Below are 16,401 nucleotides of genomic sequence, written 5' to 3'. Positions count from 1 at the left end.
TAGGGCAAGGTCATGCGTCAGCGTCTACGCAATTGGTACAGGCCACGACTCTCGACCACTACTTCACCACTGTCGTCGGTTAGCTGCAACTCTAAAAGGTATTCAGCCTTGCCTTGGTCTGTTGCCTGGTTTTGCAGGCGCTGGATTTCCTCGGCGCTAAGGCGTGCCTCGACCCGAATCGCGCCGGTAGCGGGGCGGCGAAAGCGCAGGTTCATCTCCTTGATGATGGGATAAAAATGCTGGGTATCGAAGCTGGTGAGAAATAACGCGCCGCCGGGAATCTCCGCCAGGGTGAACAGCGCGCCGGCATACATGCTGCCGATATGGTTCTGGTTGCCCTCTAGAGGCATCCGCAGGCGCACCCAGCCAGGCTCAAGGACTTCGGCCTTGAGGCCGCTGCGCTGAACAAAGGCGATCTGTTCTTCGGTGAGCTGGCGCACCAGTTCAAGGGGCATCGGCATGGCTTGGCTCCACAGGTTGTGAGTGTGCAGCCAGCCTAATGCGTGCTTAAGAGCAGGGTAATGACCGCGCTGGCATCGCGGCATTGACTGAATCGCTCAGCGCCGCAGCTCAGATGCCGTGCTGACGTAGCCAGCCGAGCAGTTGTGGCAATGGCAGTGCGCCACTCTGGCGGGCGATTTCCACGCCGCCCTTAAGCAGGATCAGGCTCGGGATCGAGCGAATGCCCATCTCGGTGGACAGTTGCGGGTTGGCTTCGCTGTCCAGTTTTGCCAGGCGACAGCGGCCCTGCAATTGGCTGGCGGCCTGGGTAAAAATTGGCGCGAAACTGCGGCATGGGCCGCACCAGCTGGCCCAGACGTCAATCAGCAAGGGTAAATCGCCTTTGTTCTGCGCGGCGAAGCTGGCCTGACTCAGCTCGAAGGGCGTGCTCGGCAGCACTTCAGCCTTGCAGCGGCCACAGCGCGGCGCATCGCCCAGGCGTTCAGAGGGAATACGGTTGAGGCCATTGCAGTGCGGGCAGGGGATCAGCAGGGGATTGGACATGGGCGACTCCAGACGCGGGATAGTCCTAATCTGGAGTCGCTGACGCCGATATCAAGTGCGCGGGTGTGCCTTAAACGATTTGTGCGGCCTGCAACGCCTGGCTGAGGTCGGCGAGAATGTCATCGCTGTGTTCGATGCCAATCGATAGGCGCACCATGTCGCGCGGTACACCGGCGCGTTCCAGCTCTTCGTCATTCAGTTGGCGATGGGTGGTCGAGGCCGGGTGGCAGGCGAGCGATTTAGCATCGCCGATATTCACCAGGCGCACCACCAGCTGGAGCGCGTCGATAAAGCGCGCCCCGGCTTCCTGACCGCCGACAATGCCGAACGACAGGATCGACGCAGGCTTGCCTGCGCAATATTTCTGCGCCAAGGCATGCTCGGGATGATCCGGCAGGCCGGCATATTTGACCCAAGCCACCTGCGGGTGGTTTTGCAGGTAATGGGCGACCTTCAGCGCGTTCTCGCAGTGGCGCTCCATGCGCAGCGCGAGCGTCTCCAAACCTTGCAGGATCAAAAAGGCGTTGAACGGCGACAGCGCCGCACCGGTATTGCGCAGTGGCACCACGCGGCAGCGGCCGATAAAGGCGGCAGGCCCGAAGGCTTCGGTGTAGGTCACGCCGTGGTAGGACGGGTCCGGCGTATTGAGCAGGGCAAAGCGCTGTTTATTGTCAGCCCAGGGGAATTTGCCGGAGTCGACGACAATGCCGCCGATGCTGGTGCCGTGGCCGCCGATGTATTTGGTCAGTGAGTGCACGACGATGTCGGCGCCGTGTTCAAACGGCCGGCAGAGCATCGGCGTGGCCACCGTGTTGTCGACGATCAGCGGCACGCCATGGCGGTGTGCGGCGTCAGCCAGTGCTTGCAGGTCAACGATATTGCCCGCCGGGTTGCCGATGGATTCGCAGAATACCGCCTTGGTCTTGTCGTCGATCAGCGCTTCCAGGGCGGCGATGTCGTCGTGCGCGGCGAAGCGCGTCTGGATGCCAAAGCGCGGCAGGGTGTGGGCCAGCAGGTTGTAGGTGCCGCCGTACAGCTTGGCCACCGAGACGATGTTGTCACCGGCTTCGGCCACAGTCTGGATGGCGTAGGTGATCGCGGCCATACCCGAGGCCACAGCCAGTGCACCGACGCCACCTTCCAGCGCGGCGACGCGCTCTTCGAGCACGGCGTTGGTCGGGTTCATGATTCGTGAATAGATATTGCCGGCGACCTTCAGGTCGAACAGATCGGCCCCGTGCTGGGTGTCGTCGAAGGCAAAGGAGCTGGTCTGGTAGATCGGCACGGCCACCGCCTTGGTGGTCGGGTCAGGGCTGTAGCCGGCGTGGATGGCCAGGGTTTCCAATTTCATACGCACGTTCCTTCGGGGCAGATGGCAAGGTACGCAGCATGGCCAAAGCAGCACCGCCTGGTCAATGCACCGGCGCATTCAGCGCAAAGTGTGCGGGCCGAGGCCGGTGCCGAGCGCGTGCTTAGACCGGTACCAGTGGCCAGAACCAGGGGATCACCACACTGGCAACCGCCCACAGCAACAGGTTGAGCGGTATGCCGACCTTCATAAAGTCGGTGAAGCGATAGCCGCCGGCGTTGTATACGAAGGTATTGGTTTGATAGCCGATGGGGGTGGCAAAGCTGGCGCTGGCGGCAAACATCACGGCGACCACAAAGGCGCGCGGATCCACCCCCAGGTGCTGAGCCAGGCCGATGGCAATCGGCGTGACCAGTACCGCGACGGCGTTGTTCGAGAGCATCTCGGTGAGGATCGAGGTCAGCAAGTAAATCAGCGACAGCATCAGCAGCGGCCCGGCCCAGGGCAGCCAGCCCATCACGCTTTCCACCAGCAGTTTGACCAGGCCGACTTTGTCCATGGCGATGCTGATGGCCAGCATGCCGAAGATCAGGCTGAGGATCTTCCAGTCCACCGCTTTGTAGGCGTCTTCCACATCCAGGCAGCGGGTCGCCAGCACGGTCACCGCGCCGATGATCGCCAGGCCTTCGATGGGCATCACGCCAAAGGCCGCCAGCAGCATTACCGCCAGGGTGGCGATGATCGCAATCGGCGCTTTGTCGCGGCGGAATGCGCGCTCCTGCACGGCGTTAAGGCTGATCAGCTCGCCGTTGTCGGCAAAGCGTTTGATTTGCGTCGGCGTGCCTTCGACCAGCATCACGTCGCCGAACTGCAACTCGAAGTCATCCAGGTTGCCCTGGATGTTCTCGTCCTGGCGGTGCACGGCGAGCACGGCGATGCCATAGCGCGCGGTGAGGTCTAGGTCGCGCATGGGCCGGTGGCTGTAGCGCGAGTTACGTCCGACGATGGCCTCGGCGAGGATCACATCGTGGCTGCTGATGGTTTCAAAGGCATCGCTGCGGTTGAAGATCAGGTGGCCGCTTTCGCGCAGCTCGACCACATCCTTGACCTGGCCGTGCAGCACCAACTGATCGCCGGCCAGCAGCAGGGTGTCGTGGGCGGGCTCGGTGAGCTCCTGCTCGTCGCGGAAAATTTTCAGCACCTGCAGGCCGCTGCCACCGTTGAGATGGGCTTCGTGCAGGGTTTTGCCGATCACCGGGGAGTCGTGCGGCACCAGCAGTTCGGTCATAAAGGTGCGCGCAAGATCCGGGCGCAGCTGCTTGGACAGGGTTTCGCGGTCGGGCAACAAGTGCCGGCCAATGGTCAGCAGATAAGCCATACCGGCGGCGGCGAGGATCAGCCCGGCGCCGGTAATTTCGAACATGCCGAAGGGCTCCAGGCCCGCCTTGCGCGCCACCCCATCGACCAGAATATTGGTCGAGGTGCCGATCATGGTCAGCGTGCCGCCAAGGATGGTCGCGTAGGACAGCGGAATCAGCAGTTTCGACGGCAGGGTGCCGGCACGCCGGGCCAGGGAGATCGCCACCGGGGTGAGAATGGCCACCACCGGGGTGTTATTCAGAAAGGCCGAAATGACCAGGGCGGTAATCGTCAGACCGGTGAGCACGCGGATCGGGCTGGTGCCGACCAGATCGCCCAGCCAGTTGCCGAGGGCGTCGATACAGCCGGTGCGCTCTAAAGCGGCGGACAGCACAAACATACAGGCGATGGTCACCGGGGCCGAGTTGCTCAGTACGCTGAGCACTTCGGTTGGGGTCAGCAGCTGGGTAATCAGCAGCGCGGCCACGGCAATGGCGGCGACTATATCCGGGCTCCACTTCTCGCGTACAAACGCGTACAGCACCCAAACCAACAGGGCGCCAACAAACAGCAGGGGCAGCGGTAGTGAATCCCAGAACATGAACGTCCTTTTGAGCTATCGGCGTGCCGACCTATGGGGGCTATGGCGGCGCAAGGCGCAGAAGATAAGGGTTGCTGCTTAGAGAGTCTAAGAATGTTTGGGAAGGTTTATATGCCTTTTCGATTTAACAGATAAGGCTGTACGGACCGCTCTGCTGGCCACTGTGCCTGTGCGGCGGCGCCTGGGCGAATTAGGCTCAAGGCTTTGTCGGAAGGGGATCGCTATGCGTCAGTTAGGCATCTTGGGCGGCATGAGCTGGGAATCTACGGCCAGTTATTACCGTTTGCTCAATCAGGGCGTGCGCGAGCAGTTGGGCGGCCTGCACTCGGCGCCGCTGTTGCTGCATTCCGTGGACTTCGCTGAAGTGGCCGAGCTGCAGCAACGTGGCGACTGGCAGGCCGCCGGCGAGCTTTTGGCCAGGGCCGCACAGGGCTTGCAGCAGGCTGGGGCGACCGCTTTGCTGCTCGCCACCAATACCATGCACAAGGTCGCGCCGGCGCTGGAGGCCGCGATCGATATCCCGTTGCTGCATATCGGCGATGCGGTTGGTCAGGCCTTGCAGCGTCAAGGGATCAAGCGCGCTGCCTTGCTTGGGACGCGTTTTACTATGCAGGAGGCCTTCTACCGTCAGCGGTTGGCCGAGCGTTTTGCGATTGAGGTGATCACCCCTGAGCCTGTGCACATGGAGGAAGTCGACCGGGTGATCTTTGCCGAGCTGTGTCAGGGCCAGTTCCTCGCGCCGGCGCGCGACTTCTACTTGGATTGCTTGCGCACGCTGAAAGAGCAGGGCGCCGAGGTGGCGATTCTTGGTTGCACCGAAATTGGTTTGTTACTGGAGGGCGTGGACGCACCGCTGCCGTTGCTCGACAGCGCCGAGTTGCATGTGGCGATGGGGCTGGAGTGGATGTTGGGGGTGTAGGAAATCCTGTGGGAGGCGCTTTAGCGGCGATTGTCGCGGCTAAAGCCCCTCCCACGGCTGGCTACGAGGAACAGCTGATTTCCAGGTGCTTACCCCACTCCGGTGGACGCTGGGCGTAGCGCTCGAAGCCCGGCTGCTCGTCGAAGGGCTGTGACAGCACCTGATGCAGTTCGCGCACCGGGGCATAATCGCCCTGCTCGGCGGCTTCGATCGCCTGCTGCGCTAAGTAGTTGCGCAGGATGTATTTGGGGTTGACCGCCTGCATGCGCGCCTGGCGCTGCACCTGGTCAGCGCCGTCCTGAGCGCTGCGTATTAGGTAGTCGGCGGCCCAGGTGTCGAAGCCGGCGAGGTCGGTAAAGTCATCACGCAGGCGCGCCACAGCCTCGGCCGCTGGGCTGTCGCCGAGCTCGCGGAAGAAGTTGGTGTAGTCCACCGCGCTGCTTTGCATCAGTTGCAGCAAGCGCTGCACCCGGGCTTCATCGCCCTCATCGGCGCTCAGTAGGCCTAGGCGTTTACGCATCAGATCGAGGTAGTGCGCCTGATACAGCGGCAGGAACAGGCCGAGGCTTTCGCGCAGGGCATCGACCTCGACCAGTGGCACCAGCGCTTGACCGAGGGCAGCGAGGTTCCATTGGGCGATGGGCACCTGATTGCTGAAGCTGTAGCGCCCGGTGTCATCCGAATGGTTGCAGATGTGCTGGGCGTCGAAATCGTCGAGGAAGGCATAGGGACCGTAGTCGAAGGTGATGCCGAGGATCGACATGTTGTCGGTGTTCATCACCCCGTGACAGAAACCGTACGCCTGCCAGTAGGCGATCATCGTGGCGTTACGCTCGATGATCTCGCGGAACATCGCCAGATAGGGCTGCGCGTCTTGTAGGCACTCGGCGTAGTGGCTGTGCAACACATGCTCGGCCAGTTGCTTCAGCTGGTCGTGCTGCTGGGTGTAATAGAAGTATTCGAAGTGGCCGAAGCGCACATGGCTGGGCGCCAGGCGCAGCACCATCGCCGCGCTTTCTTGCTTCTCGCGCCACACCGGGGTGCTGGAGCCGGTCACGCACAGCGCCCGCGAGGACGGAATACCAAGGGCGTGCAGGTGCTCGCTGGCGAGAAATTCACGGATCGAGGAGCGCAGTACCGCGCGGCCATCGCCCATGCGTGAGTAGGGGGTTTGCCCGGCGCCTTTGAGGTGCAGGTCCCAGTACTCGCCGGCTTCGTTGAGCACCTCGCCCAGCAGCAGGCCGCGGCCATCGCCCAGGCGCGGGTTGTAACCGCCGAACTGATGCCCGGAATAAACCATGGCCCGTGGCTCGGCCGTACTCCAGAGCTTGTGCCCGCTGAAAATCTGCGCAAATACGGCACTCTCGGCCTCGCTCGGGTCGAGGTCGAGCAACGCCATCGCCGCTGTGCTGGCCACCACTAAGCGCGGCTCGGCAATCGGCTCGGGCAATACGTGGCTAGAAAAGGCGTCGCCAAGGCGGGCGAAACGGTTGTCGAATTGCAACTCGATGAGCGACTTCACGTTCAGGCTCCAGCCAGGCACAGCGGCCCGGCGGTGGTGAGGGGCTGGCCCGCATGTGCGGGCGAGTAACTGATTTACTGCGGATCTAGAGGCGGCTCGGGCGGCGACTGTTGTTGCTTAGCCGTAGCCGCGACCCCGGCTTGTATCAGTTCTCCGCTGCTCAGATTGAGCTCATGGCCCTGCAGGTTTTTGATCAACACATCGACCTGATTGAATGCCATCTCGACGTTATGTTCGCGGAAGCTCAGGGCGATGCGCGTGAGGATTTCGTCGGTGGCGGCGTTGCGGTCGCCCAGCTCACGGACATGGAAGCGCAGCTCGTAGTCGAAGGTGCTGGCGCTGATCGTCAGGAAGAACAGCAAGGGCTCCGGGTCGCGCAGTACCCGTGGGTTCTCTATCGCGGCTTGCATCATCAGCTTGCGCGCCAGGGCCAGGTCCGACTCGTAGGCCAGGCCGATTTTCACAATGACGCGGGTGACGGTGTCGTTCAGCGACCAGTTGATCAGTTGGTCGGTGACGAAGGTTTTGTTCGGCACGATGATTTCTTTGCGGTCGAAATCGGTGATGGTGGTGGCGCGAATACGGATTTTACTGACCGTGCCGGACAGGTTGCCGATCGTCACCACGTCGCCAATGCGAACCGGCCGCTCGAACAGGATGATCAGGCCGGAGATAAAGTTGGCGAAGATTTCCTGCAGGCCGAAGCCCAGGCCCACCGACAGGGCGGCGACCAACCATTGCAACTTGTCCCAACTGACCCCGAGGGTCGACAGGGTGATGACAAAGCCGATGCCGAAAATGGCGTAGGACAGCAGCGTGGTGGTGGCGTAGGCGCTGCCTTGGGCCAGTTTGAGCCGCGACAGCACCAGCACCTCAAGCAGGCCGGGTAAGTTGCGCCCCAGGGCCAATGTGATGCCAATAATGATCAGCGCGCCGAGTACATCGCTGAGGCTGATGGGCACCAGCACGGCGGCATCGCCGGTACCGCTGCTGTACTCATACAGTGCGATGTTATCCAGGTAGGCAAATACTGAGATCAGATCCGCCCACACCCAATACAGGCTGAAGATAAAGGCGCCGAGTAGGGACAGGCGAATCAGCCGCAGCGATTGTTGATTGACCTGCTCAATATCCAGTGTCGGCTCTTCAATGACGATATCCGTGCCTTCACCGCCCTCTTTGCTGCTTTGTGCCTGGCGCTTGCTCAGGGCGCGTTGGTAAGCCAGGCGTCGTGCCGCCACAGACAAACCGCGGATAAAGGTGGCTTCGATGATCAGCCAGATCATCAGCAGGTACAGGGTGGTGATCAGGCGGTCACTGAGTTTCAGCGCGGTGTAGTAGTAACCAAACCCGACCGCAATGATCAGCGCCAGGGGCAGCAGACTGAGGGCGATACCGATAAGCAGGCGAAACGCCGAGCCATGCTCGCGGGCCGGGCCGGTGAGCAGGGTTTTGTACAGCAACCAGACCATCAGGGCGTAGCAACTCAGCACCACGGTCAGGCCGATGACGTCATCGCCAAGGCCGGCGGGCTGGTGTTTAGCCACTGTGACGACGGCGACCAAGGCCATCACCACCAAGCCCAAACGGCGCACTTGCTTGTGCAGGAAGGCCACCTGCGCGTGCCCCCAGCGGAAGTGCAACTCGGCCACGCCGCCATCGGCAAGGATGCGGTAGACGGTATAGAACACCAGCCAGGCCTGAGCCATCTGGAACAGCGCCTCGCCCAGGTTGGCGTTCTGCCCGCGGGCATCCATTTGCAGGGCGAAGCCGCAGAGCGCCAGGAGCAAGGTGCCGGGTAATGCCAGTAGCACGTTAAGCATGATCGCCATGGGCGTATGCAGCTGGCTGTCACGCTTGAAGTGGCCAATGTCCTGGTGCAGTTCGCCGAGCTTGCGGTACAGGTAGCTGCGGCGCCACAGCAACACGGTAATCAGCAGCAGTAGCGGCAGGAACAACAGCGGTCGCTCGGTTAGGCCGGCCGCCAGTTGACGCAAATTAGCGCCCCAGGGCAGTTCGGCAATCTGCCGCTCCAGCAAATGCGGCACCGACTTGAACCATTCCAGGTCCAGCGGCTTGTTGCTGGGGATCCAGAACATCTGCTCGTCGAGGGTGGCCCGCAGGGTTTCGGCGGTGGTTTGTAGCTGTTTCTGGTTGAGCTGCAGGGTGATCGACTCGTTGAGCAGCGTATTTAATTCGCGGTTCAGGCGGTCGATCAGCTCGCGGCGGGTGTTGATGATATCCAGCAGGTCGGTGCGCAAGGCCGGGGTATTCGCATCTTCCGTGTGGTTGCTGAGCAGTTTGTCGACGTAGACGCTGGGGTTGTTGATGGCCTCGCGCTGCTGGTTCAGCTCAAACTGATACAGGCGCAGGTCAGCGATTTGGTCTGGCAGGCTGCTGTCGATCTGCAACGTTGGCAGGGCCTGCTGCTGTTTATAGAGAATGCGTGAGAGCAGCAGGCTGCCTTGCAGTACGCTGATTTGTTCCGCCAGGGCTTGGTCGCTCTGGCTCAGGCTGTCGAGCTGCTGCTTGGTCTGCAGGTTGAGGCGGGTCAGTTCATTGAGGCGGTCGGTGGCGTTCAGCAGGTAGTCGGACAGCTTCAGATTCATTGCGCTTTCACGCGCCAGCAGGGTGTCGCTGCCGGCTTTCTCGGCTTCGCGCGATTGTTCGGCCACCGCCTGTTCAGACAGGTTGCGGCGTTTTTCGTTGATCAGGTTCTGCAGGTCGAGGAGTTCTTGCTCGAGGCGTTTGATCCGTTCATCGAGCAAGGTTCGGCGGCTATTGCCGAGGTCCTGCAGCAGGCTATTGCCGGCCAGCTCCTGACGCCGCAGCTGGGTTTGTGCGTCGAGCTTGGCCAGTTCGGCATTCAACTGGTCACGGCGCTCATTGCTCAGCGGTTTACTGCCGTCGCGGCCGTTTTTCAGGAGGTTGTTGATCTCCAGGCTACGGGTCTGGTTGCTGCTGATTTCCGCCTGGGCGCGCTCTGGGCGGGTCTGCGCGGTGATCACCAGGCTATTGGCCTCGATGATCTGCTTTTGCCATTCGTTGAGTTGCGCGTTGCGCTCGGCCAGTAGCTGCTCAAGCTGTGGCAGGGCGCTTTTGCCGTAGCGCAGGTTGACCTGAGTGGGGGGCTGTTTTTCAGCCGCTCGTAATCGCGCTGGGCTTCGCTAATCTGCCGTGGGGCATCCTCTAGCTGCTTTTCCAGGGCGGCCAGGCGCTGTTCGCTGTCGGCTGTCTCGACCAGCAGCGCCAGGGTTTTCTCCAGTGTCTGCTTGACGGCCTGCTGCTCGGCTTCCGGCAGCTTGCGCTCTGCCAGGCTGTCGAGGCTGCTTTGTACGGCAGCGCTGCTCGGTGGCTCAGCGGCGTGCAACTGGGGGACGCTCAGGCAAAGCCCGAGCAGGGCAACGGCTAGATAGGTGCGCAGAGAGGGCATAGTGGCAGTCGTTGGCTCGATAAAGAAGCTGAGTTTAACAGGCGTCTGGTTAACTGCCTGGGCCGCACGCAATGGCCTTTAGTGGGTTAAGGCTGGCGTGCAGCCGGGCGTAAACAGACTGTTAGAGGAAGAGCCCAGGGCCTGGGCGGCTGCCTTCGGGGAATCTGACGCCGACTTTGCGGATCTTGTTCCCTTCCATTGCGGCCACTGTCCAGGTCAGGCCTTGCCATTCCACCTGGTCGCCGATCACCGGCTCGCCGCCAATCTTATGGGCAATAAAGCGGCCCAGGTGCAGTTGGCCTTCGGCACCCTCCAGTTTCAAACCGTACAACGCGGCAACGGCAGCCAGTTCAGCATCGCCTTCAAGCACGAAGTCACCGAAAAAGCGCAGGTCCTGGCCGCGTTTCGGGGCCTGGCTGAACAGTTTGCCGAGTGCGGGCAGGTTATTTTCGTGGCCCACCACACAGAGCAAATCGCCGGCTTCCAGGGTCGTGCTGCCGGAAGGGTGCAGCAGTTCCATACCACGGAACAGCGCGGCGATACGTGTGCCTTCAGGCATTTTCAGCTCACGCAGCGCCGCGCCAATGCACCATTTTTCCGCGCCGAGGCGATAGATAAACAGCTCCCACTGGCTGGTCGGGTGCACGTCCAGGCCGGCACGTGATACTGGCGCAGGCTCCGGCGGCACGGTCACCCGCAGTAGCTTGGCGGCCCATGGCAGGCTGGTGCCTTGCAGCAACAATGAGACCAGTACGATAAAGAACGCCACATTGAAGAACAGCTGGGCATTCGGCAGCCCGGCCATCAGCGGGAACACCGCGAGAATAATCGGCACCGCGCCGCGTAGGCCTACCCAGGCGATAAAGACCCGCTCGCGGTCATGGAAGGCGCGGAACGGTAGTAGGCCGAGGAACACCGACAACGGCCGCGCGAAGAGGATCATCCACAGCGCTAAGCCCAGTGCCGGCAAGGCAATCGGCAGCAATTCGTGCGGGGTGACCAGCAGGCCGAGGACCAGGAACATACCGATCTGCGCCAGCCAGGTCAGGCCGTCGAGCATATGCAGAATGCCGTGGCGCGAGCGGATCGGCCGGTTGCCCAGCAGCAGGCCGCACAGGTAGATCGACAGAATGCCGCTGCCGCCCACCGCCGTGGTGATGGCAAAGATGATCAGGCCGCCGCTGACCACCAGCAGTGGGTACAGGCCCTTGGCCAGCTCCATGCGGTTAATCAGGTTGAGCAGCAGCCAGCCACCCCCTAAGCCGAGCAGTGCGCCAATGCCGAACTGTTGCACCAGCTGGATCAGCAGATTCCAGCTAATGCCGTCCTGGCCGCTGCCGAGCATGGCGATCAGGGTAACGGTAAGAAACACCGCCATCGGGTCGTTACTGCCGGACTCGATTTCCAGGGTGGCGCTGACCCGTTCGTTGAGGCCACGCCCGCCGAGCAGGCTGAATACGGCGGCGGCATCGGTGGAGCCGACGATGGCACCAATCAGCAAGCCTTCCATCCAGGTCAGGTCGAACAGCCAGGCCGCGGCAATGCCGGTCAGGCCTGCGGTTATCAGGACCCCCAGCGTGGCCAGGGAAAGCGAGGGCCATAACGCCACGCGAAAACTCGACACGCGGGTGCGCATGCCACCGTCGAGCAGGATGATTGCCAGTGCCAAGTTGCCGACCAGGTAGGCCAGCGGGTAGTTGTTGAAGATGATGCCGCCCGGCCCGTCGGTGCCGGCGAGCATGCCGACGCCGAGAAAGATCACCAAAATGGGGATGCCAAAGCGCGAGCCGAATGCGCTGACGAGAATACTCATTGCGACCAGCACACCACCGACCAAAAACAGATTATTGATGGTGCTGGCATCCAAGGCGCGTACTCCGTGCGGGTTGGTGAGCGTGCCACTATGCATGGCGCGTGCCAGCGATTCTAACCGTTGCCCGAATTTTCCGCTGAAAAAAACGCCCGGCATCGGCCGGGCGTGTTGTAACAGCATGCTATGCGCTTAGAACCAGGCATCCTGCATGCCTAGGCACGTATCGTCGCGGGCTTCGAGGATGGCCAGGTCGTGGTGGCAGCTCGGCACTTCCCAGGTGAGGAAGTAACGTGCGGCCTGCAGCTTGCCTTGGTAGAAGTCGACATCGGCGGCGTTGCCCTCTTTATCGCTCAGGCGCGCCAGGCCTTCTTCCGCACGGATCGCCTGTTCCAGCCAGCGCCAGCCGATCACGGTATGGCCGAACACCTTGAGGTACAGCGCCGAGTTGGCCAGCCCTTCATTCACCTTGCCGGCCATCAGGTCGCCGAGCAGCGCCAGGGTCACCGCCTGCAAGCGTGCCAGCAGTTGTTCCAGCGGCTGGCGCAGTGTCGTCAGCGAAGCATGAGCTTCAGCGCGTTGGCAGGTGCCGTGGATCAGCTTGAGCAACTGCTTGAGCGCCGCGCCGCCATTCATCGAGACCTTGCGCCCGAGCAGGTCGAGGGACTGGATGCCGTGGGTGCCTTCGTGGATCGGGTTGAGGCGGTTATCGCGGTAGTACTGCTCAACCGGGTAATCGCGGGTGTAGCCGTGGCCGCCGAGAATCTGGATTGCCAGTTCGTTAGCCTTGAGGCAGAACTCAGACGGCCATGATTTGACGATAGGGGTCAGCAGGTCGAGCAACTCCAGGGCGCTGCTGCGCTCTTCCTCGGTCTCCAGTGTCAGGGTGTCGTCGAACAGCCGTGCAGCGTACAGGCCGAGGTCGAAAGAACTCTCCACATAGGCTTTCTGCGTCAGCAACATGCGCCGCACATCCGCGTGCTCGATGATCGCCACTTGGCCGGAGGTCGGGTCCTTGCCGTCGGGCAGGCGGCCTTGCGGGCGCTGACGGGCGTAGTCCAGCGAGTACAGGTAGCCGGCGTAGCCGAGCATGACCGCACCCATGCCGACGCCGATACGCGCCTCGTTCATCATCTGGAACATGTAGCTCAGGCCGTGGTGCGGCTTGCCCACCAGGTAGGCGACACAATCGCCGTTGTCACCGAAGTTCAACGCGGTGGAGGTGGTGCCGCGCCAGCCCATCTTATGGAACAGGCCCGCTAGAACCACGTCATTGCGCCTGCCCAGGTTGCCGTCATCGTTAACCAGAAATTTGGGCACGATAAACAGGCTGATGCCCTTCACCCCGGCAGGTGCGTCCGGCAGCTTGGCCAGCACCATGTGTACGATGTTTTCGCTGAGCGGGTGATCGCCGCCGGAGATAAAGATCTTGTTGCCCTTGAGCCGGTAGGTGCCGTCTTCGGCCGGTTCCGCGCGGGTGCGGATATCCGACAGGGAGGAGCCCGCATGTGGCTCGGTCAGCGCCATGGTGCCGAAGAAGCGGCCGTCGATCATCGGCTGCAGGAAGCGCTGCTTCTGCTCTGCGCTGCCAAAATTCTCGATCAGGTTGGCCGCACCCATGGTCAGGAACGGGTACGAGGTAGTCGCCGCGTTGGCTGACTGGAAGTGCGCAAAGCACGCTTGCGACAGCAAGTTAGGCAGCTGCATGCCGCCGACCTCGAACTCGCGCGTGGCATTGAGGAAGCCGGCTTCGAGGAAGGCGTCTACCGCTGGCTTAACCTCGGGGATCAGCACCGCTGCGCCGTCGACATACTCGGGCTCGTGTTCGTCGTTTTTGCGGTTGTGCGGGGCGAACAGGTTCTCGGCGATGCTGCGCGCGGTGTCGATGGCGGCATCGAAGGTTTCGCGGTTGTGTTCGGCGAAGCGCTCGCGCTGGGTCAGGCCTTCGGCGTCCAGCACTTCATACAGCTCGAAGGCCAGGTTACGGGAACTGAGCAGGGACTCGGACATGCTTATACCTCCGGTTGCAATGGGCCGAGTCTAAGCAGACTGCGGCACAGCTCCCAGCACTATCAATAAGCGTGATAACGGCGCGTTGGACCGGGGCGGTCGAGTAGGGTGGATGGCGCTTTATCCATCCACCATATCGCAAGGGTGGATGAAAAAGACGTCATCCACCCTACGAGGTTGTGTAGTAAAGGTCGTGCTTATTGGATAAAGCCCTGAGCCAGCTCACGGGTTAGCTCAGTGGCGCCAATATTCTTGCAGCCACTGACATTCTGCCCCGCCCAGAGCGGGGAGAAATCGCCGCTGCCCTGGCTCTCTGCCTGGCTGCGCAGCGGCGCAATCGCGCTGGTCGCCAACGGGAAGGCTGGCGCCAGTGGGCTGATTGGGCCTAGCTCACGCATCACTCGGTTAACGATGCCGCGCGCCGGGCGCCCGCTGAACAGGTTGGTCAGGGCGGTATGCCGCGCCGCCGGGCTGAGCAGGGCGGCGCGGTGGATCGCGCTGGTGCTGGCCTCATCGCAACACAGGTAAGCGGTACCGATCTGCACGCCGCTCGCGCCGAGGGCCATGGCCGCGCGCACGCCTTGAGCATCGGCAATTCCGCCGGCCGCGATCACGGGCACATGCACGGCCTGGACGATCTGCGGCAGCAAGGCGAAGGTGCCGAGCTGGTTGTTGAGGTCTTCGCTCAGGAACATGCCGCGATGGCCACCGGCTTCCAGGCCCTGGGCGATGATCGCATCAGCGCCATGGGCTTCTAGCCAGCGTGCTTCCTCGACCATGGTCGCGGAACTGAGCACCTTGGCGCCGCACGCCTTAACCCGCGCGAGCAACTCGGCGCCGGGCAGGCCGAAGTGAAAACTCACCACGGCCGGGCGGAACTCATCGAGCACGTCGGCCATCTCGGCGCTAAACGGAAGGCGACCGGGCCCGCTGCTGATGCTGGCCGGGTCGATGTCGAGTTCGGCGTAGTAAGGGCTTAGCGCTTTGCGCCAGGCCGCTTCGCGTGCAGTGTCGACGGCTGGCGGGGTGTGGCAGAAGAAGTTCAGGTTGAACGGTTGCGTGGTTTTGCGTGTGAGGGCTTCCAGCTCGCGGCGTAACGCCTGGGCATCGAACAGCGCGCAGGCGAGCGAGCCAAGGCCGCCGGCATTGCACACGGCGGCAGTCAGTGTGTGGTTGTGCGAGCCGGCCATGGGGGCCTGGATCAGCGGCAGGGTGCAGCCGAGTAGCGATTGCAGGGTCATGGATGCGGCGCTCCAGAGGTAGGGTTGGCAGTGGGGGTGTACCAGGTCCAGGCGAGTGCCCAGAGCATGGCGGCAACGCCTAGGGCGAAACTTTGCGTGAGGCTGCCGCCGAAGGTCAGCCACATCCCTGCGAGCCAGGGGCCTGCCAATTGCGCGCCGCCGTATAAGGCGATCAGGGCCGCCGACAGCCGAGGGCCTTGATGCGGTTGTAGGGTGCGCGCCAGGCGTTGAGTCAGCAGCACGCTGCCCATAAAGCTGCCTCCCACGAGTACGGCGCACAGCAGGACACCGCCGGCGCTGGGGAACAGCCAGGGCGCGGCGCAGCCCACCGCTTGCAGCAGGTAGGTGGCCAGCAAGGCATGACGGTCGCCGAAGCGCGCGCCCAGCGCATTCCATAGCGGGATCGAAATCAGGCAGGCCAGGGCCGTCCAGCGCCAGGCGCCGCTGATCAGGCTGTGCCCAGGCGGTAATTGCTCCTGCGCCAGGGTCGGCAGGAAGGTCATCGGCAGGATGTAACCCAGGCCCGCGCCGGCATAGGCGAGAAACAGCGGAGTGCTGGCACGGTCAAACAAGCGGCTGCGGTTGGCGACCGGCGCGCTATGCCGCTGGTGCAGCTGCAGGCGGCTAAGTAGCCAGGCGCTGAGCAAGGCCAGCGGCAGGGCAATAGCTGCCATCGGCCACCAGCGTTCGGGGCCGTGCAGCCAGGACGCCGGTGCGTCGGCCAGCCAACCGGCCAGCGACAGCCCGGCGGCGAAACCCAGGTAGACCAGGCCACTGAGGCTGGCCCGTTGGCGTGCGGCGAGCCATTCCAGCACCAGCGCAGGGGCCAGTACAAAGACCACGCCGTTGCTAATGCCATTGGCCAGGCGCAGCCCCTGCAGCAGCAGGATGTCATCGCAGAAGCCCTGTGCCAGAGTCAGCAGGGCATTGAGCAGCAGTGCCAGCGGCAACGCCAGGCGTAAACGTGCTGGCGTGTACAGGGGCAATGCCAACAATGCACCGAGCAGGTAGCCGAGGTAGTTCCAGCTGGCCAGCTGCGCACCCTGTTCCAGGCTGAACAGCTGGTCGGCGAGGAAGTGCGGCAGCAGTGGGGTGAACGCGAAGCGGCCCAGTGCGTGTACCACCACCAACGCAGCACCGCCGGCGAACAGGGCAAGGAAAATCTGGCGTGGGGAGGCAGGTTGCATGGGGG

At 62.6% G+C, this 16,401-nt stretch carries 10 protein-coding genes and 1 pseudogene; 1 reads left to right on the top strand and 10 read right to left on the bottom strand.

Annotated elements, in window-relative coordinates; translation table 11 throughout:
• Positions 1-17 precede the first annotated feature (17 nt).
• The 4 genes from ACEPAJ_RS19420 to ACEPAJ_RS19405 all read right to left on the bottom strand — a co-directional run bounded on the left by ACEPAJ_RS19420 (position 18) and on the right by ACEPAJ_RS19405 (position 4,274).
• Positions 18-461, bottom strand: coding sequence for a YiiD C-terminal domain-containing protein (locus ACEPAJ_RS19420; RefSeq protein ID WP_274089076.1), 444 nt, complete (start codon positions 459-461; stop codon positions 18-20).
• Between the two features lie 109 nt (positions 462-570).
• Positions 571-1,005, bottom strand: a complete 435-nt coding sequence (trxC, locus tag ACEPAJ_RS19415; RefSeq protein WP_274089077.1) for a thioredoxin TrxC — start codon at positions 1,003-1,005, stop codon at positions 571-573.
• A gap of 70 nt (positions 1,006-1,075) precedes the next feature.
• Positions 1,076-2,356 carry a bifunctional O-acetylhomoserine aminocarboxypropyltransferase/cysteine synthase gene (locus ACEPAJ_RS19410; RefSeq protein WP_274089078.1) on the bottom strand — a complete coding sequence of 427 codons (1,281 nt, stop codon included), beginning with the start codon at positions 2,354-2,356 and terminating at the stop codon, positions 1,076-1,078.
• 121 nt (positions 2,357-2,477) lie between these two features.
• Complete coding sequence (locus ACEPAJ_RS19405) at positions 2,478-4,274, bottom strand: SLC13 family permease (protein WP_274089079.1); 1,797 nt, start codon at positions 4,272-4,274, stop codon at positions 2,478-2,480.
• A 223-nt stretch (positions 4,275-4,497) separates the two neighbouring features.
• Between ACEPAJ_RS19405 and ACEPAJ_RS19400 the strand changes: the two genes are divergently transcribed.
• The gene (locus ACEPAJ_RS19400) at positions 4,498-5,193 is read left to right on the top strand and encodes an aspartate/glutamate racemase family protein (protein WP_274089080.1); all 696 of its coding nucleotides are present in this window, start codon (positions 4,498-4,500) and stop codon (positions 5,191-5,193) included.
• A 61-nt stretch (positions 5,194-5,254) separates the two neighbouring features.
• Here ACEPAJ_RS19400 and selO read toward each other — a convergent pair whose 3' ends face one another.
• The 6 genes and pseudogenes from selO to ACEPAJ_RS19370 form a co-directional block, all read right to left on the bottom strand.
• The gene (selO, locus tag ACEPAJ_RS19395) at positions 5,255-6,715 is read right to left on the bottom strand and encodes a protein adenylyltransferase SelO (protein ID WP_274089081.1); all 1,461 of its coding nucleotides are present in this window, start codon (positions 6,713-6,715) and stop codon (positions 5,255-5,257) included.
• Positions 6,716-6,789: 74 nt separating this feature from the next.
• A pseudogene (mscK, locus tag ACEPAJ_RS19390) lies at positions 6,790-10,148 on the bottom strand (mechanosensitive channel MscK).
• Positions 10,149-10,269: 121 nt separating this feature from the next.
• Positions 10,270-12,015, bottom strand: a complete 1,746-nt coding sequence (locus ACEPAJ_RS19385) for a potassium/proton antiporter (protein WP_425918119.1) — start codon at positions 12,013-12,015, stop codon at positions 10,270-10,272.
• A gap of 135 nt (positions 12,016-12,150) precedes the next feature.
• The gene (locus tag ACEPAJ_RS19380) at positions 12,151-13,968 is read right to left on the bottom strand and encodes an acyl-CoA dehydrogenase (RefSeq protein WP_425917127.1); all 1,818 of its coding nucleotides are present in this window, start codon (positions 13,966-13,968) and stop codon (positions 12,151-12,153) included.
• Between the two features lie 197 nt (positions 13,969-14,165).
• On the bottom strand, positions 14,166-15,209 hold the full coding sequence (locus tag ACEPAJ_RS19375) for an NAD(P)H-dependent flavin oxidoreductase (protein ID WP_425917125.1): 1,044 nt from the start codon (positions 15,207-15,209) through the stop codon (positions 14,166-14,168).
• On the bottom strand, positions 15,206-16,396 hold the full coding sequence (locus tag ACEPAJ_RS19370) for a YbfB/YjiJ family MFS transporter (RefSeq protein ID WP_425917123.1): 1,191 nt from the start codon (positions 16,394-16,396) through the stop codon (positions 15,206-15,208). Before ACEPAJ_RS19370 ends, ACEPAJ_RS19375 begins: the two co-directional genes overlap by 4 nt.
• Positions 16,397-16,401 lie beyond the last annotated feature (5 nt).

Source organism: Pseudomonas sp. GWSMS-1, assembly GCF_049847425.1.
GTDB lineage: Bacteria > Pseudomonadota > Gammaproteobacteria > Pseudomonadales > Pseudomonadaceae > Aquipseudomonas.
This window is presented reverse-complemented; position numbering and strand designations above follow the sequence as displayed.